Source organism: Paenibacillus nanchangensis (genome assembly GCF_046543445.1).
Lineage (GTDB): Bacteria > Bacillota > Bacilli > Paenibacillales > Paenibacillaceae > Paenibacillus_AQ > Paenibacillus_AQ nanchangensis.
This window is the reverse complement of the sequence record NZ_JBHOFD010000058.1, coordinates 13939-30700: the sequence shown is the minus strand read 5'-3', so window position 1 is coordinate 30700 and position 16762 is coordinate 13939. Positions and strand designations below refer to the sequence as shown.

Below are 16762 nucleotides of genomic sequence, written 5' to 3'. Positions count from 1 at the left end.
GCCTGAACTGAATAATGTTCCCTGATAGCTCAGTTGGTAGAGCACTCGACTGTTAATCGAGTTGTCACAGGTTCGAGTCCTGTTCGGGGAGCCATTTATGGAGAGGTGTCCGAGTTGGCCGAAGGAGCACGATTGGAAATCGTGTAGGCGTCACAAGCGTCTCGAGGGTTCGAATCCCTCTCTCTCCGCCACTATTTTAAGTGAACTTTTAGCATGGCCCGTTGGTCAAGGGGTTAAGACACCTCCCTTTCACGGAGGTAACAGGGGTTCGAATCCCCTACGGGTCACCATCATTTTTACTTGATTTAAGCAGAATTATCTGGTAAGATAACAAATGCTGGTCTATGGAGGCTTAGCTCAGCTGGGAGAGCATCTGCCTTACAAGCAGAGGGTCGGGGGTTCGATCCCCTCAGCCTCCACCATAGAAACCTTTTACTGACGCGGGGTGGAGCAGTCCGGTAGCTCGTCGGGCTCATAACCCGAAGGCCGCAGGTTCAAATCCTGCCCCCGCAACCAAATGCACTTATGTATCATGCCTCTTGGAACCGTGGTGTAGAGGCCTAACATGCCTGCCTGTCACGCAGGAGATCGCGGGTTCGAATCCCGTCGGTTCCGCCATTTATCTCATGATAATGTAGTGAATGTAAGGCTCGGTAGCTCAGTCGGTAGAGCAGAGGACTGAAAATCCTCGTGTCGGCGGTTCGATTCCGTCCCGAGCCACCATGTAATTTTACAACTGAATAACGCCGGTGTAGCTCAATTGGTAGAGCAACTGACTTGTAATCAGTAGGTTGGGGGTTCAAGTCCTCTCGCCGGCACCATGTTTTCCTGGAGGATTAGCGAAGTGGCCAAACGCAGCAGACTGTAAATCTGTTCTCGTGAGAGTTCGGTGGTTCGAATCCATCATCCTCCACCAGTTTAGGGGCATAGTTTAAAGGTAGAACAGCGGTCTCCAAAACCGTTAGTGTGGGTTCAATTCCTGCTGCCCCTGCCATCTTTATGGCATCGAATTTTAAATACCAATATGGCGGTCGTGGCGAAGGGGTTAACGCACCGGATTGTGGCTCCGGCATTCGTGGGTTCAAGTCCCATCGATCGCCCCATTTAAGAATTTGAGAACGGCATTGGGGATTAGCCAAGCGGTAAGGCAACGGACTTTGACTCCGTCATGCATAGGTTCGAATCCTATATCCCCAGCCATTTATGCGGACGTGGCTCAGCGGTAGAGCATCGCCTTGCCAAGGCGAGGGTCGCGGGTTCGATTCCCGTCGTCCGCTCCATTATTATTTTAATATGGCGCCATAGCCAAGTGGTAAGGCACAGCTCTGCAAAAGCTCTATCCCCAGTTCGAATCTGGGTGGCGCCTCCAGTTTCTTGTCATCTGGAAACGGTGATTGAGAAATTTAACAGCATAAGCCGGTGTGGCGGAATGGCAGACGCGTTCGACTCAAAATCGAATGGGGAGACCCGTGGAGGTTCGAGTCCTCTCACCGGTATAATTTAAACGATAACAGTTCATTAGATATCCTATCTAATGGGCTGTTTTTTGTTTTATCACTACCTTTATGGTTCGAGTTGTAGTCATTGACAAATCCAGCTTCGCAACGTATATTGAAAATGACGGTACCGTCATTTTCATGAGAAAGGGAGAACTCCATGCCCAAAGTTCCGGAAGGCCATGATAAGAAAATGCGCAATCTTATTTTGGATGCGGCCCTGGAAGTCTGCAAAACGAAACCGGCATATGAAGTTACTATGCGGGATATTATTCGCCAAGCCGGGATCAGTATAGGAAGTGTGTATCGGTATTTCGAGGATATTGACGACATTTTTATTCAGTTAACCAACCGTAATCAGGACCGGTACCAGCTGTGGGCCAGATGCGAGCCGTTGTTTACCGGAAACCGTACGGTACGCGAAGTGGTGACGGAGATATTCCGTATCCTAGGGGAATACCTGATTGAATCGATTCCTGAAGAAGGCAAGTTCACTTACGAGATGAATACCAGATTTTTAAGCAATCCTCAGCTGTACGAGAAGAAAAAAAGCAGTATCGCAGAGGTGACGGAGTTTGAGAAGCTGATGGAGCAGACGATGCAGTATCTTGCGGAAAAAGTAGCACACGGTGTCCTGCAGCCGAACATGCCGCTGGAACACATCTTCTCTTTTGCCATTGTGGCCGTAGATGGTATGGTCAGAGACCTTGTTGTTACCAAATGTTATTCGCTGCCTGGCAGCGACGAGGTTGGCATTCCGCTGGATGAAATCGCTTTGACTTCTGCTTTGGCAGAAAGCCTGCTGCATCTGCTTGGGGAGCAAACTGCGTAGAACAACTGCCGTATTTTAAAGAAACGGAGAACCCATGATGAAGCCTTTTATAAAAATTGAGCAGCTGCTGCGGACGTACCGGGTTGGGGATAATACGGTAGCTGCAGTGAATGGAATGGATTTTGAAATCGAGAAAGGCGAGTTTGTTGTTATTCTTGGTCCTTCGGGATCGGGCAAAAGTACGCTGCTTAATTTGCTGGGAGGCATGGATCAGGCGAGTTCCGGAACCATAATGATTGACGACACCAATATTGCCGGCTTTTCTTTGGAACAGTTAAGCGACTATCGCCGCAGCGATATCGGTTTTGTTTTTCAGTTCTATAACCTGATCCCGAATCTCACGGCAAAAGAAAATGTCGACGTATCCCGCCGGCTCAGCAAGGAAGGGTTGGACAGCGTAAGCATGCTGGAGGCCGTAGGGCTGGGGTCAAGACTGCACCACTTTCCGGCGGAGCTTTCCGGAGGGGAACAGCAGCGTGTGTCTATAGCAAGAGCGCTCTGCAAAAAACCAAAGCTGTTGTTATGCGACGAGCCTACCGGAGCATTAGACAGCGCGACAGGCGCACTGGTGATGTCAACCTTGTGGGAAATCAGCAAGAAACACGGCCAGACGGTCATTGTGGTCACGCATAATGCCGCTATAGCGCAGACGGCCAATAAGGTCATCTATCTTAAGGACGGTAAGGTCACCCGCGTGCAAAAGAATGCAGAACCGCTTCCCATGAGCGAGGTGGCGTGGTAACGATGTTGTTCAAAAAAATGCTGCGCGACATCTGGAAGGCCAAAGCTCAGTTTCTGAGCGTCATCATTATTGCTGCATGCGGGGTGTTTACGTTTGTCGGCTCCATAACGGTTGGAACCCGGCTGGAGGTGAGTGTATCCGGCTTTTATCAGGCCTCTAAAATGAATGACATCTGGATTAACGTCAGAGAAGCAAAGCCCGGCGACGTTCAAGCCCTTGCCGGTTTACCGGGTGTCGAAGAAGCCCAAGGGAGGAACTCCTTTAAGGTTCAAGCCGGAAATCGAAGCGTTGACTTGTTTGTCATAAACGAAAACAAAGTAGCGCAGCCTTATCTCGCTGAAGGAGAACCGTTCCAGAGTATGAGAGCGGGAATATGGCTGGATCGCGAATTTGCTTTTGCCAATGGACTTAAGACGGGAGACACGTTTAGTGTTCGTTCTGACAGCGGAAAGCCGGTCAATCTGGTCATCCAAGGCCTCGTTCTCAGTCCCGAAAAGATGATCGATGTTTCGTCCGAAACGCTGTCCACCAGGCATGATCTTTATGGCTATGGATATATGGGGGAGACTGCGGCATTCCAGGCATTTTCCGTATCCGGATTTAATCAGATCCTGGTCAAAATCAAGCCGGATACCGATGTGCGGACGATTGTCTCCAATGCGGAACAACTGCTGGGCGACAGTTATCTGAACAGTCTCACCCATGAGGAGCATCCCAGCACTACGGGAGCCGCCAGCCAAATTGCCCAGTTTAAGTCGATAGGGTATGTGACCCCGCTGCTCTTTTTTCTGCTTGCGATGCTGGTCGTAGTCAGCACAATGAGCAGGCTCATTGCTAGCCAGAGAGTCCAAATCGGCACTTTGATGTCACTGGGGATCTCCACCCGCCAGATTAAATGGCACTACTTATCTTATGGTCTGTTTCTGGGCGCCTCTGGCGGAATCACAGGTTTGGTCGCAGGTTACTATGGAATTCCGGCCATTTTTATGGGGACATTAAAAAACTCCTTTATTGTACCGGAATGGTCCCAGGCCTTCCCGCTGGAAAGTCTTTTGTCCATAGCTGTGGTATGTGCCTGCTGCGTGCTCGCCGTTCAGCTGGCCTGCGGAAGCAAATTGAAAGAACTGCCGGCTGCGGTACTGAAAGGAAAAGCCCCGGTCAGTCCGGGAAAGTCGGTGTTAGAGTCATTGTTCAGGACCAGACTAGGAGCGTCCTTTGAGCATTTATGGCTGCTGAGGAATTTACGGTCGCACAAAGTCCGGGCATTGATGGGGATCATCGGCTCGTTTGGATGTGCGTTTCTGATTCTGTTTGGCTTCGCCAATATAGACTCCAGCAATAAATCTGTCGAAGTGGAGTTTGACCGTCAATATCTGTATCAGCACAAAGCGGATCTTCAAGCGAAGGCAGTCGCGGAAGCAGCCGGAGCAGAATGGAGCCAGGACGGCGTACAGCCTGTTCAAGAGGTACGTATCGTTCTGAAATCGGATAACAACGAAAGAAATATACCTGTTACAGTGATTGGGAAAGGGAATTACATAAACCTGAATGTATCCGACCCGGATGTAATGCCTGTGCCAGATAAAGGGATTGTCTTGTCTGAGAAAATGGCCGGCGTGTTGGGCGTGAAAAAGGGCGGCGTCATCTCAATACGTGCCGCTAGCGGCGGATGGGATCAGGTCGTTGTGGCAGACACGATTCAGGCTCCTGCAGCCGACCGGGCGTATTTGTCCGACGCAGCTTGGGCGAAGATAGGCGAATCTTTTGTTCCGACAGGACTGCTTCTTGGCGAAGATGTGGACCTTGAGCAGATTAAAGCGCAATATCCTGTGAGGCAGCTGATTTCCAAGGAGGATATGAAGGAAGCTAACCGTGAATTAAATGAAGGTGTGTTTGCTTCCGCGGCGGGCCTTACCTTTGCGGCAATATTTTTGGGGATTACGGTGCTTTATAGCATCGGGCTGGTCAACCTTACGGAAATGTCGAGAGAATTCGCCACCTTAAAGGTGCTGGGCTTCCGCCACCAAGAGATCTGCAAGCTGCTCTACCGTGAAAGCTTCCTGCTTACGATCATCGGCACCGCGCTGGCCTTGCCCGCAGGGTGGGGGGCGATTCATGCGCTCGACAAGCTCAATGTAAGCGAAGGGATGACGCTGTTTCCGGACATCAAGCCGGTCAGCTATTTATCTGCAATCGCCATTACTTTGTTATGTGCAGGTTGGGTAAATGGGTTAATCAGCGGCAAGCTCCGCCGCGTTCATATGGTCTCTTCCTTAAAATCTGTTGAGTGAGCTGAAGGGCAGCCTTATCTGAGGAATACATAGGGTACCTTATCACTCAAAAAGAATACCCGCGAAGGCTCATAAAGTTCAGAGCGTTTGCGGGCAGCGGTAGAGTTTATGTGGCTCGATTTAAGGGGAGCCGTTAACGAATCGAATATTTATAGGTTTCGCCTTCGATCTTGATATCCGCATACAGCGGCTTGGCGTCTGTCTCGACTTCGGTCGGCACTTCGGCCAGAAAAACCAAAGTTCCATTCTTCAAAGGCTCGATATCGGTAATGTTCGTATAGGTAAAATTCTCTCCGCCGTTTTCTTCTAATGCGGAAAATGTATCGTATTCATAATTGTTATCGTATTTCACAGTGACATCCGCAAACGTGTCTGCACCTTTGCCGGTGCTGCCGAGGTTCTTGACCTTGAGCGTAATCGCCAGATAGGTGGTCCCGGGTTCCTTAGCTTCATAATAAGTGTAGAAGGTGCCGGGTGCGGAAGGAACCACTTTCTTGGCAAAAGAGGTCTTCGTGACCGTGTATTCACCGATTCCGTCCAGTACCAGCGGTTGTCCTTTCACAATCGCTGGCTGCTCACTGCCTGTATCAACAGCTTCCGGCGCCGGGCTGGCTTTGGGAGCATCTGAGGGAGCTGCCGCTGCAGCTGCTACAGGCGTTCCCGCATCCTTCAGTTTGGCTTTTAAATCCTGATTCTCCTGCTGCAGCTTGGCAATGTCTTCTTTGAGCTGGCTCACTTCCTTGTCATCACTGCCCGAACTGCAGCCGGAGATGGTTGCAGCGAGCGCAGTACCTGCCAGCAGCAGGCTAATTCCTTTTAATTTCATTTGTATCCCCCTGATAAAAATAGAATTTTCTCCCTCCGTCATTATATGACATTATTTTCCTTGCGTATAGGACTATTTTCGTAGATTTAGAGGAGCTTTTTACACTCTAGTATGTTAACGCAAACTGGACGGGGAGCAGCCCCGGATCTGCCGGAAGACACGGTTAAAGGTTCTCACATTGGTAAAGCCGCATTCCAGGGCGATATCCAAAATGGTGGAGTCCGTAGTCAAAATCAATTCCTCCGCCTTGTGGACCCGGATCGTGTTCAGGTAGGTGAGGAAGTTCATGCCCGCGATGCTTTTAAATGTCCGGGAAAAATAAAACAAACTCATTCCGGCCCGCTCGGCCGCATCCTCCAAGGTCACCGGATGCATGTATCCGGCCTCCAGCCAGTCGAATACCGTCTGCATCGTCTTCCTGTGAACCATCCGCCGTTTGTCCCGCTGCTCATCAGCCGGAGCAGGCTGTGCATAACGCAGCGTTAGACCGCACAGCTCGTGCAGCAAACCCGTTACGACCAGCTCGTATTGAGACGCTTTGGCGGCAATCTCCTGCTCGATCTCGTGCATCATCTCTCCCAGCCTTACGGCCAAGACCGGCGGTTCCACATCGTCCGCCTCAGCCGTACTGCAAAGAAACGGTTCCTTCAGCCACAGGTCCCGCGGCCATCCGCCTGGTGCTCCGACAAGCTGTGGCGGGAAAATCAGCAGCAAAATCTCGGATTCCTGTTCCCTGCTGTCATAGAAATGAATGTCCCCGCTGCTGCAGACGGCCAGATCTCCTTGCCGGAGCATCCGGGTTTCCGAGTTGATCCCCATCCGAATGGCGCCCTCCCGCACATAAACCAATTCCACATCGTTATGCCAATGAGCCAAAAAGCTGATATTGCGGACCCTGCCAGCCTGCACCGGAAAACTGGAGCGGTACAATCGGTTCTCATGGAATGCCTTCATAGACGCCTCCCGGGAAATAAACTTGACTGTTATTAAAATAGCAAAAATTGACCAGGAAGACAAAGGAAATGGCGCGCCTTGACCCCGCTGTATGCGCTACAATTTGTCTCGTGAAGGAAAACGGGGCGCATAACCGCCCCGACAAGATAAAGGAGAGGAAAAACATGACGAAACAGGCGCTGATCGTCAGCGGGGGATGGGACGGACATCAACCGAAGGAGGTTGCTGCGATTTTTGCAGAGGTTCTGAAAGACGAAGGGTTTGAAGTGGAAATTTCCTATACGCTGGACAGCTTCAAGGACGAAGAACGGCTACTTGGACTGAATTTGATCGTTCCGGTCTGGACGATGGGCCAAATTGAAAACGAACAGCTGAATCCCGTATTAAAAGCGGTAGAGTCTGGCGTAGGGCTGGCTGGCTGCCACGGCGGGATGTGCGATTCTTTCCGGACCAGCGTAGAATGGCAATTTATGACCGGATCGCAGTGGGTGGCGCATCCGTTTAACGATGGTGTGGAGTATGAGGTGAATATCCTGCGTTCGGCTTCCAGTCCGATTATTGAGGGACTATCGGATTTTAAGGTCAAATCGGAGCAGTATTATCTGCATGTGGACCCGGCTGTGCAGGTGCTGGCGACAACTACGTTTCCGCTGAGCGAAAGTCCGCATTCCACAAACGGGATCGTGCATGTCCCGGTAGTGTATACAAAGCGCTGGGGTCAAGGGCGGGTGTTTTACAACTCGCTGGGCCACCAGGCGAACATTTTTGATATTCCGGAAGCAAAAGAACTCATGCGCCGGGGTTTCCTGTGGGCGGCGAAATAAGCACAGATCACACATGAGAGGCGGTTTAAGATGAGCAAGGTGAAGATAGGGATTGTCGGCTGCGGCAATATCAGCGGAATCTATTTTGAGAACCTGACCGGCGTGTTCCGGAATACGGAAGTGTATGCCTGCGCGGACCTGATTGAGGAGAGGGCCCGGGAGGCTGCCGAGAAATATAAGGTTCCCCATGTGATGTCTACAGAGGAGCTGCTGGCGGACAAAGAAATTCAAATCGTGGTTAATCTGACTACGCCGGACGGGCATTATGAGGTATGCAAAGCCGCTTTAATGGCCGGGAAACATGTGTACGTGGAAAAACCGCTGTCACTCTCGCTGGAGCACGGAACGGAGCTGGTGTCGCTTGCAAAAGAAAAAGGCCTGATGATCGGCTGCGCGCCGGATACCTTCCTCGGTTCGGGGCTGCAGCTGTGCCGCAAGCTGATCGACGACGGCTTTATCGGCGCTCCGGTCGCTGCGACGGCTTTTATGGTCTGTCATGGACATGAGGGCTGGCACCCTGATCCGGAGTTTTATTATAAAAAAGGCGGCGGCCCGATGTTCGATATGGGACCGTATTACCTTACTGCCCTCGTTTCGCTGCTGGGTCCGGCTGCTGTGGTCAGCGGCATGACCAAAACTTCTTTTGCGCAGCGGACGATCGGAAGCGAACAGAAATTCGGCCAAAAAATCGACGTCGAAGTACCGACGCATGTGGCCGGCACGGTGAAGTTTGCCGGCGGAGCCATCGCGTCCGTCATCACAAGCTTCGATGTGTGGAGCAGCCAGCTTCCCCGGATCGAAATTTACGGTTCGCTTGGCACACTGATCGTGCCCGACCCGAATACATTTGGCGGGCCGGTTCTGCTGCGCCCTGCGCAGGGCGGGGAGTTTATGGAGGTGCCGCTCGTTCTCGCCTATGCGGAGAACAGCAGGGGAATCGGGGTGGCGGACATGGCCCGCTGCATCAAGACAGGCGATACGCCGCGGGCCAGCGGAGAACTGGCGCTGCATGTGCTGGAGATCATGCATGCCTTCCACACCAGCTCGGATAATGGCCAATACGAGTTCCTGCACACCAGCTGCGACCGGCCGTCGCCGTTTTCGCCGGGGCTGGTCCGGGGAGAACTGGCCTGAAGCCGGGACGATAAAACCGGTTGAATTATAGGCATGTAAAGAAGAAAAAGACGCGGATGACTGCCGTTAACCGGCTGCTGTCCGCGTCTTTGTCATGCTGCTGTTGTTATATCGTCGCCTGGGGAAACCGGACTTTGGCGGGGTTATGACTCACGGGCAGCCGAGATGGTGTTCGCCTGCTCATAAAACAGCTCGACCACCAGATGTTCGTTATAATTGCCGAAGCCTTTACCGAACAAAGTGAGTCCGCCCTGATGCACGGCATCCTCCTCCACGGACAGCCGGATCGTCCACTGCGGCCGCCGGATGTCCACATCCCGCAAAGTGATGCCGGACAGCTTGGTGCCGTCGATAAAAGTGCCCTCGCCCGTAATCCGCAGCTGCTTCAGCAGCCCGTATTGGTTGATCTGCCGCGGCCACCACGCAGGGGTATATTTGCCGCGGGCATCCCCGTAATCACCGGGACTTGTCCACGTTCCCAGCTTGACGCCGTTAAGCGTAAAAGTGTGGTCCGAAGGGTAGTGGTCGTTTGTTCCCGGCGCCTCCGATGCAATTTCCATCGTCAGCGTCAATTCCTTTGGCTCCTGGCTGGACAGCAGGAAATTCGGCGTTTTGTATTCAATAAACCCTTTGCCGAACCAGAGGATCGCCGCATGAATCCGCTCCTGGTCCCAAAAATAACGGGGGTCGTCAAAATGGCCGATCATCTTCTCCACAGTCGCCAGGCCGCAGGTCGGTTCGATCCGGAAATCGGAGTAATGTCCAATAGGAATCTCGAGTCGGTGGCTTTTGCGCGCCGGCGCACCGCCGGTCAAAAATTCAATTTCCGCGCCGGTTACGGCCAGGGAACAGATCTTTTGCAGGCCGCTTTTACCGGGAGCCATCTCGGTTGTAATCAGCCCGGCTGCGTTAAGTTTGCGCACATGCATCGTCATGATGGCGCTGGTCAAGCCTACCGCTGCCGCCAGCTCTTTTACATTCATCGGCTGTTCCGCCAGGAGGCGAAGAATATGCAGGCGTACAGGACTGGCCAACGCTTCGTATACGGCCAGCGACCGGTCTGTAAGGTCAAGTTTCATAGGTAATAGCCGCCTTTATTATATGATTAACATTTATGTTACTCAAATTCAGGGCGGAGCACAATGCTTTTTTTGAAGACCGTATCGGATAGAAAGGGGATACCCTTCAAAAAACGGAGTATTTTTCAAAGGGAAACTGGATTATAAATGAAATTTCCGGCTTGACGGCTTTGGAAATCAGCGGATATAATGAGTTTGTAATATATAACTTAGTTAATATAAATATTAATTGAAGGGCGGAACCTTTAAATGGCATTGAAAGGCGTGCTTAGCGCGGATCGCAGCAAGGGAATCATTAACCGCAACATTTACGGTCATTTCTCAGAGCATCTTGGACGCTGTATTTATGAAGGAATCTGGGTTGGCGAGGATTCTCCGATTCCGAATACAAACGGCATCCGCAACGATGTTGTGAAAGCGCTCAAACAAATCAAGCTGCCGGTTCTCCGCTGGCCGGGCGGCTGTTTTGCCGACGAATATCACTGGAAGGACGGCATCGGCCCGCGCGAAGGGCGCAAACGGATGATTAACACGCATTGGGGCGGAGTGGTCGAGAACAACCATTTTGGAACGCATGAGTTCATGGAGCTGTGCCGCCAGCTGGAATGCGAACCTTACATTAACGGCAATGTAGGCAGCGGTACTGTACAGGAAATGTCCGAGTGGGTGGAATATCTGACGTTCGACGGCGAATCGCCGATGTCCGGGCTGCGCCGTACCAATGGCCGGGAAGAGCCTTGGAAGGTTACTTATTTTGGCGTGGGGAACGAGAACTGGGGCTGCGGCGGAAACATGCGTCCCGAATATTATGCCGATCTGTACCGCCGGTATCAGACTTATGTGCGCAACTACGGCGATAACAAGATCCACCGGATTGCCTGCGGACCGAACTCGGACGACTACAACTGGATGGAAGTGCTGATGCGCGAGGCTTCCCGCTATATGGACGCCATCACGCTGCATTATTACACGCTTCCGCGGGATTCCTGGCAGGAGAAGGGACCGGCGACGGGTTTTGAGGAAGACGAATGGTTTGTCACGCTGAAGAAAGCGCTGCGGATGGACGAACTGATCACGAAACACAGCACGATTATGGACCGGTACGACCCCGAGAAACGAATCGGCCTGATCGTCGATGAGTGGGGAACCTGGTACGACGTGGAGCCGGGTACCAATCCGGGTTTCCTGTATCAGCAAAACACAATCCGCGACGCCCTGGTAGCGGGATTGACGCTGCATATTTTCCACGATCACTGCGACCGCGTAAGCATGGCGAATATTGCTCAGACCATTAACGTGCTGCAGGCTGTCATCTTGACGGAAGGCGAAAAAATGCTGCTGACGCCGACCTACCACGTCTTCGAGATGTTCAAAGTACACCAGGACGCAGAGCTGCTGGATCTGAAGCTGGAAACGGGCAGCTACAGTAATGGAGATGAAGAGGTTCCGGCGGTAAGCGCCTCCGCATCGAGAGACGCGGAAGGACGGATTCATCTCAGCTTGTGCAACTTGAATCCTAATGCCGAATCCGAGGTAGCCGTTGATATTCGCGGCTGGTCGGAAGGAGAACTGGAGGTAACCGGCGTCACTTTAACCGGAGACCGGATCGACGCGCACAATACCTTCACTGAGCCGGACCGGGTTGCCCCGCAGCCGTTTACCGGCTTCAAGCTGGAAGGTGCGCAGCTTACGGTCACACTTCCTCCGATGTCCGTCACCATGCTGGAACTTGCAGGCCGGAACTAGGAGTATAGCCATGGCCATGCCGGAACAGCCGGACTGCAAAGGCTGCAGGGACGGGTACAAGGTAACCGATGCGCAGATGGAGCGGCTGCTCCGCTCCTCCATGTTCTCGGCGGACCGCTGTGTGCCGGATGAAGTCTATGAGGAGCGGCTGCGGCTCTGCGGCAGCTGTCCGAAGCTGGAGGGCGGCGCAACCTGCCGGGTCTGCGGCTGCATCATCCCGGTGGTCGCCAAGCTGAAAGAGCGGGGCTGCCCGCTGCCGGGCGGGGGACGCTGGAGTTCGTTTCATGCAACGAAATAAATCTCTTTTGGTTCAGCTATACACGGCCCTTATATCCTTCTGCCGGTTTAGCGAAACGGCCGCTGCGGTATGACAGTTGACAGGTCATTAGTGTGGGGCATGCCGCGAAAGCGGGAGCGAAATATTTAATAGAAAACGGAGGGACTGCCAGAGCCGGTATACGGCTTTATGGCAGTCCCTCTTTTTGATATGAATGAAATAAGAGGAACTGGAAAAAAATAAGCGGAATCGACAGAAGCGGGGAGGCGGGCGGCTTGTTTCAAGCATTAAATTTCAGATGGAGTTTGGTGGCGGAAGCACTGATCCTTCTGGCCGTTCCCATCGTTCTGACCGTTCTGTTCGAACGGCTGCGGGCGGCGGAAGGACGATCAACCCGGCGGGGCGGACGAACGGGGCACCAAGGCACTGGGACGTCCGGGCATGAAGGCAGGAAGGGCGGTGATCCGGCGAAGCGGGGAACGGCGGAAGACAAGAACAAGCCGCCTGGGCAGACCTTCTCAGCCGCCTCGTCGCCGAACCGGTCCCGAGAAGCTCTCGCAGGCAAACCAGTAACCGGCCATTACGGAGAAGATCTGAATGTTTTTCGTGAGATCAGCGCCGATATGGCGGATGTGAATATAAGGGAAATCCGGCTTGGCGGGATCGATATCCGCGTTGCGCTGCTGTTCGTGGACGGATTGACCGACAAGATCGCAATGGATGAGAACATCCTCAGGCCGCTGCTTACCACGCTCCATCCCTTTCAGAAGCTGGAAGCCGCGCTGTCCCCCGCGGATTTAAAACTAATTGTTACAGAACGGGTGCTTCAGGTGGCCGAAGTGGCCGACGCGGCCCGGATGGGCGACGTGCTCGAGAAAGTGCTGTTTGGTTCAACCGTCCTGTTGCTGGATAGTCTCCCGGAAGCTATCGTTCTCGGGACAGCCCGCGGCCAGAAACGGGGGGTAGAGGAGCCGATCTCGGAAGCGCTGCTGCGCGGACCCCGCGTCGGCTTCACTGAAACGCTTAGCGATAACACAGCCCTGCTGCGAAGACACGGGCAGACGACCGAGTTGGCTATGCGTTCCTATACCGTGGGCCGCCGGATCAAAAAAGAAATGATGCTGATTTATATGCGGGATGTCGCGGACCCCGAGCTAATCCAGGAAATTGAACGGCGGATCGGAACCATCGACATCGACGACGCCCAGGAATCCGGTTATGTGGAGCAGTTGATCGAAGACAATTTCCTCAGTCCGTTCCAGCAGCTGCAGAATACAGAGCGTCCGGACCGTGTCATGGCGGCGCTGCTGGAAGGACGGGCCTGCATACTCTTGGATGGAACGCCGTTTGCGCTGCTGGCGCCAGTGACCTTCGGGATGCTGCTTCAGTCGCCGGAGGATTATTTCGAGCGCTGGATTCCCGGCACGCTTCTCCGGCTGCTGCGTTTTATCGCAGCAACGGCGTCGCTTTTTGTGCCTGCGCTTTATATCTCGTTTCTTTCCTTTCATCCGGGCTTGATTCCGACCAAGCTGGTGATGTCCATTGCCAGCTCCAGGCAAGGCGTTCCGTTCCCAACCCTGGTCGAGGCGCTTATCATGGAGTTCGCTATTGAAATATTGAGGGAAGCCGGTCTGCGGCTGCCGAAACCGATCGGGCCTGCGATGGGCATCGTCGGGGGTCTTATTATCGGGCAGGCGGCTGTTGAAGCCGGAATCGTGAGTCCCATTCTCGTTATTGTGGTGGCGGTAACCGCTATTTCGTCGTTTGCCATTCCAATGTACAGCGCCGGTATTACGCTGCGGGCGCTACGCTTCATCGCGATGTTTTTTGCGGCTGTGCTTGGACTTTACGGGGTGATCCTGTTTTTCCTGCTGTTAATCAGTCATGTCATGAAGCTGAAGAGCTTCGGCGTGCAGTTCGCCGGATTTTCTGTTCCTGGGGAACTGAAGGACCTTAAGGACTTTGCCATCCGTTTTCCGCTGCAGCTGATGAAACACAGGCCGACCATGATGAAACCGAAGACCCGGATCCGCAAAGGCGGAGGAAAACCGGAAGGAGGAGGAAGCTCGTGAGCAGGACGGAAGATCAAATTTCGACGATGCAAACGGTCATTGTGTACGTGAATTACGTGCTGGCGGTTGGTGTTTTGACGCTGCCGCGAACTATTTCCGAGGCAGCCAAGACGCCCGACGGATGGATTTCCATTTTGGTCGGCGGAGCGGCCTCGCTTGCGGCAGGTCTTATCATCACCCGGCTCGGGCGGAAGTTTCCGGGACAGACGATCTATCAATACGCGGCCGTACTGCTTGGCCGTCCGCTGGGCTATATCCTTGGGACGGTGATCGCGCTTTTTTTTATCGGGATCGCCGCCTTTGAGCTGCGAACGCTGCAGGAGGTGGTCCAGTTTTTTCTTTTGGAGGGGACACCGGTCTGGGCCATCAATTTTTCTTTTTTGTGGATTGCGCTGTATCTCTGTCTGGGCGGAATGAGCGGCATCGCCCGCCTGTGCCAGTTCATCGTAGTGTTCACATGGAGTATCTTTTTACTGGTCTGCCTGCTTACTCTGGAGGTGTTTGATTTAAACAATCTCCGCCCTGTACTTGGGGAAGGCCTGCTTCCAGTGCTGAAGGCTGTGAAGCCTACAGCCCTTACGTTCACGGCGGGAGAGATTATGCTGTTCCTTACACCGTTCATGCTGAGACCGAGAAATGCTTCGAAAGCTGTTGCGTTCGGGGTGGGTATCTCGGGGATTTTTTATTTGGTGGCCTATTTCGTAACGGTGGGGGCATTTTCCGTTAACGGGGTGTTGACTCGAACCTGGCCCTTCCTGGACGCAATCCGAAGCTTTGAGGTAGAGTATCTGCTGTTCGAGCGGTTTGAATCGCTGCTGCTGGCCATCTGGTGTATGCAGATTTTTTGCACTTTCTGCATCTCGTTTTACGCCGCCGCCTACGGGGCTGCCCAGATGTCCGGAACCCGGCCGCAGCGCTGGCTGTACGGGCTGCTCCCGCTCGTCTTTTTGACCGCTTCGCTGCCACGAAGTTTAAATCATGTGTTTGGTCTCGGGGATGTTCTCGGCAATACGATGATTTACCTGTTCGGTCTGCTGCCGGTCATCCTGTTACTGGTGGCCCGCATAAGAAAGGTAAAGACATCATGAGCCGGAAACGGAGAAAAGCGGGACTAGGATTGCTGGCTTTGACGCTGCTTACAGGCTGCTGGAGCAGCGCGGCGATTGAGGACTTGAATCTGCAGGTGGGTCTGGCGCTGGACAGCGGGGAACGAACCGAATCTGAAAAGCGGCTGATTCAAGAAGGCGGTTCCGTTCCGGAACCCGATCTGGTGGACAGCACCTATCAGTTTCTTTTGCTTCAAAGCTCGAAGAAATCGGGTACTTCCGGAAACTCCGTCACCAGTTACTATAATGCAACAGAAAGCGGCGAATCATTGATACGTAATGTCCGGGAACTGGCACTCCGGAGCGCCCGTCAACCGATCGCCCATCATCTTAAGGTGATTGTCATCGGAGAAAGGCTGGCACGTAAACTCAGCCTGTCGGATCTAATCGATTTCTTCAGCCGGGATAACGATATCCGGCCCAGCGTCATCTTTGCGGTGAGCCGCGGCCGTGCCCGGGATGTGTTCGAACGGGCGCTTCCCGGCGAGATCCCCGCCTTTGTTCTGGTCGACACCTTTGACAACCGTAACCGTACGAACCGGATTTGGGAGCCGGTCTCTTTGGGCAAAATCACCGGACCGCTCCATACCAAACAAAGCTTTCTGCTGCAGGCGGTGGCTCCCGGCAACAAGGAGAATAAATTTGCCGGAGCGGCGGTAATCGAAGGCGCGACGGGCAAGCTGCGCGGATTCCTGAATGAAGAGGAGCTGGAAGGAGCGGTGTGGTTAACCGGGAGAGGAAAAGGGGGCGTCGTTCAAACCACCGATCCAAAGTCCGGGAATATGATATCTTATGAAATTAAATTTATGAAGAGCAAAATCGTAGCCGCGGTTCAGGGGGAAGAAGTGTCTTTTCATGTCAAAATGGAGTCGGACGGGCGGCTGGCGGAGTCTTTTCTGGCCGGCGAGGAATACAACGAAGCCCTGCTTGAACGCGAAAAGGTGGCCTTCGAGGCTAAAGTGCGCGCTTTAGCTAAGGCAACGCTAACCAAGCTGCAGCGTGAATACCGGGTCGACGCTCTTGGATTCGGGGATTATATGCGCATTCAGCACCCCGCCGTATGGCGTAAAATCAAGGGGGATTGGGACGAACGATTCAGCAGGGCCAAGGTTACCTATGAGGTTAGATTGAACATTGAAGAATACGGCGCTACCAAACGTGATATCGATTAACGGCGTCCAAACAATCCTGCTGCCTGGCTTTTTCCGCTCATTTAAGCGGCGGCTGTCTTTCGTGTATACTTGTAGTCAGCAGTCAGCACAGCTTGTCCATTCAGGCAGCAGCTATATTACGATATCCATGCCGCGGCACCCAGGCAGAGGCAGGTTACGGATGAGGCAAGCTGCGGATATGCGATAAAGGCTATTTATAGGGAGGGACCGT

At 53.2% G+C, this 16762-nt stretch carries 13 protein-coding genes and 15 tRNA genes; 25 read left to right on the top strand and 3 right to left on the bottom strand.

Annotated features, from left to right (window positions below):
* Positions 1-18: 18 nt before the first annotated feature.
* The 18 genes from ACE6ED_RS28355 (at position 19) to ACE6ED_RS28270 (ending at position 5361) form a co-directional block, all read left to right on the top strand.
* A tRNA-Asn gene (locus ACE6ED_RS28355) sits at positions 19-94 on the top strand.
* Between the two features lie 5 nt (positions 95-99).
* A tRNA-Ser gene (locus tag ACE6ED_RS28350) sits at positions 100-191 on the top strand.
* A 24-nt stretch (positions 192-215) separates the two neighbouring features.
* A tRNA-Glu gene (locus tag ACE6ED_RS28345) sits at positions 216-290 on the top strand.
* A 56-nt stretch (positions 291-346) separates the two neighbouring features.
* Positions 347-422: transfer RNA gene (locus ACE6ED_RS28340), tRNA-Val, on the top strand.
* 17 nt (positions 423-439) lie between these two features.
* Positions 440-516: transfer RNA gene (locus ACE6ED_RS28335), tRNA-Met, on the top strand.
* Between the two features lie 25 nt (positions 517-541).
* Positions 542-618: transfer RNA gene (locus ACE6ED_RS28330), tRNA-Asp, on the top strand.
* 29 nt (positions 619-647) lie between these two features.
* A tRNA-Phe gene (locus ACE6ED_RS28325) sits at positions 648-723 on the top strand.
* Between the two features lie 22 nt (positions 724-745).
* Positions 746-821, top strand: a tRNA-Thr gene (locus ACE6ED_RS28320).
* A 9-nt stretch (positions 822-830) separates the two neighbouring features.
* Positions 831-916 (top strand) — tRNA-Tyr (locus tag ACE6ED_RS28315).
* A gap of 4 nt (positions 917-920) precedes the next feature.
* A tRNA-Trp gene (locus ACE6ED_RS28310) sits at positions 921-994 on the top strand.
* Positions 995-1027: 33 nt separating this feature from the next.
* Positions 1028-1103 (top strand) — tRNA-His (locus tag ACE6ED_RS28305).
* Positions 1104-1125: 22 nt separating this feature from the next.
* Positions 1126-1200: transfer RNA gene (locus ACE6ED_RS28300), tRNA-Gln, on the top strand.
* A 5-nt stretch (positions 1201-1205) separates the two neighbouring features.
* Positions 1206-1280: transfer RNA gene (locus ACE6ED_RS28295), tRNA-Gly, on the top strand.
* 15 nt (positions 1281-1295) lie between these two features.
* A tRNA-Cys gene (locus tag ACE6ED_RS28290) sits at positions 1296-1369 on the top strand.
* A gap of 46 nt (positions 1370-1415) precedes the next feature.
* Positions 1416-1496: transfer RNA gene (locus ACE6ED_RS28285), tRNA-Leu, on the top strand.
* Between the two features lie 160 nt (positions 1497-1656).
* Positions 1657-2328: a TetR/AcrR family transcriptional regulator gene (locus ACE6ED_RS28280; RefSeq protein WP_410830799.1), complete on the top strand. Its 672-nt coding sequence runs from the start codon at positions 1657-1659 to the stop codon at positions 2326-2328.
* A 34-nt stretch (positions 2329-2362) separates the two neighbouring features.
* Positions 2363-3070: an ABC transporter ATP-binding protein gene (locus ACE6ED_RS28275; protein ID WP_410830798.1), complete on the top strand. Its 708-nt coding sequence runs from the start codon at positions 2363-2365 to the stop codon at positions 3068-3070.
* 2 nt (positions 3071-3072) lie between these two features.
* A complete protein-coding gene (locus tag ACE6ED_RS28270) occupies positions 3073-5361 on the top strand; it encodes an ABC transporter permease (RefSeq protein WP_410830797.1) in 2289 nt (762 codons plus the stop codon).
* A gap of 133 nt (positions 5362-5494) precedes the next feature.
* Here the strand turns inward: ACE6ED_RS28270 and ACE6ED_RS28265 are convergent, their stop codons facing one another.
* Together ACE6ED_RS28265 and ACE6ED_RS28260 are read right to left on the bottom strand one after the other, a co-directional pair.
* Positions 5495-6187, bottom strand: a complete 693-nt coding sequence (locus ACE6ED_RS28265; protein WP_410830796.1) for an FtsB/FtsL family cell division protein — start codon at positions 6185-6187, stop codon at positions 5495-5497.
* A 114-nt stretch (positions 6188-6301) separates the two neighbouring features.
* Positions 6302-7141: an AraC family transcriptional regulator gene (locus tag ACE6ED_RS28260; RefSeq protein WP_410830795.1), complete on the bottom strand. Its 840-nt coding sequence runs from the start codon at positions 7139-7141 to the stop codon at positions 6302-6304.
* A 164-nt stretch (positions 7142-7305) separates the two neighbouring features.
* Between ACE6ED_RS28260 and ACE6ED_RS28255 the strand changes: the two genes are divergently transcribed.
* Both ACE6ED_RS28255 and ACE6ED_RS28250 read left to right on the top strand, forming a co-directional pair.
* A complete protein-coding gene (locus ACE6ED_RS28255; protein ID WP_410830794.1) occupies positions 7306-7965 on the top strand; it encodes a ThuA domain-containing protein in 660 nt (219 codons plus the stop codon).
* 30 nt (positions 7966-7995) lie between these two features.
* Entirely contained in the window at positions 7996-9099 is a 1104-nt protein-coding gene (locus ACE6ED_RS28250; RefSeq protein ID WP_410830793.1) for a Gfo/Idh/MocA family protein, read from the top strand.
* A 143-nt stretch (positions 9100-9242) separates the two neighbouring features.
* On the opposite strand, the gene ACE6ED_RS28245 is transcribed toward ACE6ED_RS28250, so the two are convergent.
* Positions 9243-10178 carry an ArsR/SmtB family transcription factor gene (locus tag ACE6ED_RS28245; RefSeq protein ID WP_410830792.1) on the bottom strand — a complete coding sequence of 312 codons (936 nt, stop codon included), beginning with the start codon at positions 10176-10178 and terminating at the stop codon, positions 9243-9245.
* A 249-nt stretch (positions 10179-10427) separates the two neighbouring features.
* Between ACE6ED_RS28245 and ACE6ED_RS28240 the strand changes: the two genes are divergently transcribed.
* The 5 genes from ACE6ED_RS28240 (at position 10428) to ACE6ED_RS28220 (ending at position 16551) form a co-directional block, all read left to right on the top strand.
* Positions 10428-11924 (top strand): alpha-N-arabinofuranosidase, encoded by a 1497-nt coding sequence (locus tag ACE6ED_RS28240; RefSeq protein WP_410830791.1) that lies wholly within the window; start codon positions 10428-10430, stop codon positions 11922-11924.
* A 10-nt stretch (positions 11925-11934) separates the two neighbouring features.
* Positions 11935-12222 carry a DUF6171 family protein gene (locus ACE6ED_RS28235; RefSeq protein ID WP_410830790.1) on the top strand — a complete coding sequence of 96 codons (288 nt, stop codon included), beginning with the start codon at positions 11935-11937 and terminating at the stop codon, positions 12220-12222.
* Between the two features lie 254 nt (positions 12223-12476).
* Positions 12477-14273: a spore germination protein gene (locus tag ACE6ED_RS28230; RefSeq protein WP_410830789.1), complete on the top strand. Its 1797-nt coding sequence runs from the start codon at positions 12477-12479 to the stop codon at positions 14271-14273.
* A complete protein-coding gene (locus ACE6ED_RS28225; protein WP_410830788.1) occupies positions 14270-15361 on the top strand; it encodes a GerAB/ArcD/ProY family transporter in 1092 nt (363 codons plus the stop codon). The genes ACE6ED_RS28230 and ACE6ED_RS28225 overlap by 4 nt, the downstream gene beginning before the upstream one ends.
* The gene (locus ACE6ED_RS28220; protein ID WP_410830787.1) at positions 15358-16551 is read left to right on the top strand and encodes a Ger(x)C family spore germination protein; all 1194 of its coding nucleotides are present in this window, start codon (positions 15358-15360) and stop codon (positions 16549-16551) included. Before ACE6ED_RS28225 ends, ACE6ED_RS28220 begins: the two co-directional genes overlap by 4 nt.
* Positions 16552-16762: the final 211 nt, after the last annotated feature.

Bases quoted from the DNA above. Each gene is read 5' to 3' on its own strand.
- ACE6ED_RS28255 (WP_410830794.1), top strand. From the start codon at position 7,306: ATGACGAAACAGGCGCTGATCGTCAGCGGGGGATGGGACGGACATCAA.
- ACE6ED_RS28275 (WP_410830798.1), top strand. From the start codon at position 2,363: ATGATGAAGCCTTTTATAAAAATTGAGCAGCTGCTGCGGACGTACCGG.
- ACE6ED_RS28235 (WP_410830790.1), top strand. From the start codon at position 11,935: ATGGCCATGCCGGAACAGCCGGACTGCAAAGGCTGCAGGGACGGGTAC.
- ACE6ED_RS28240 (WP_410830791.1), top strand. From the start codon at position 10,428: ATGGCATTGAAAGGCGTGCTTAGCGCGGATCGCAGCAAGGGAATCATT.
- ACE6ED_RS28245 (WP_410830792.1), bottom strand. From the start codon at position 10,178: ATGAAACTTGACCTTACAGACCGGTCGCTGGCCGTATACGAAGCGTTG.
- ACE6ED_RS28260 (WP_410830795.1), bottom strand. From the start codon at position 7,141: ATGAAGGCATTCCATGAGAACCGATTGTACCGCTCCAGTTTTCCGGTG.
- ACE6ED_RS28250 (WP_410830793.1), top strand. From the start codon at position 7,996: ATGAGCAAGGTGAAGATAGGGATTGTCGGCTGCGGCAATATCAGCGGA.
- ACE6ED_RS28270 (WP_410830797.1), top strand. From the start codon at position 3,073: ATGTTGTTCAAAAAAATGCTGCGCGACATCTGGAAGGCCAAAGCTCAG.
- ACE6ED_RS28220 (WP_410830787.1), top strand. From the start codon at position 15,358: ATGAGCCGGAAACGGAGAAAAGCGGGACTAGGATTGCTGGCTTTGACG.
- ACE6ED_RS28265 (WP_410830796.1), bottom strand. From the start codon at position 6,187: ATGAAATTAAAAGGAATTAGCCTGCTGCTGGCAGGTACTGCGCTCGCT.
- ACE6ED_RS28280 (WP_410830799.1), top strand. From the start codon at position 1,657: ATGCCCAAAGTTCCGGAAGGCCATGATAAGAAAATGCGCAATCTTATT.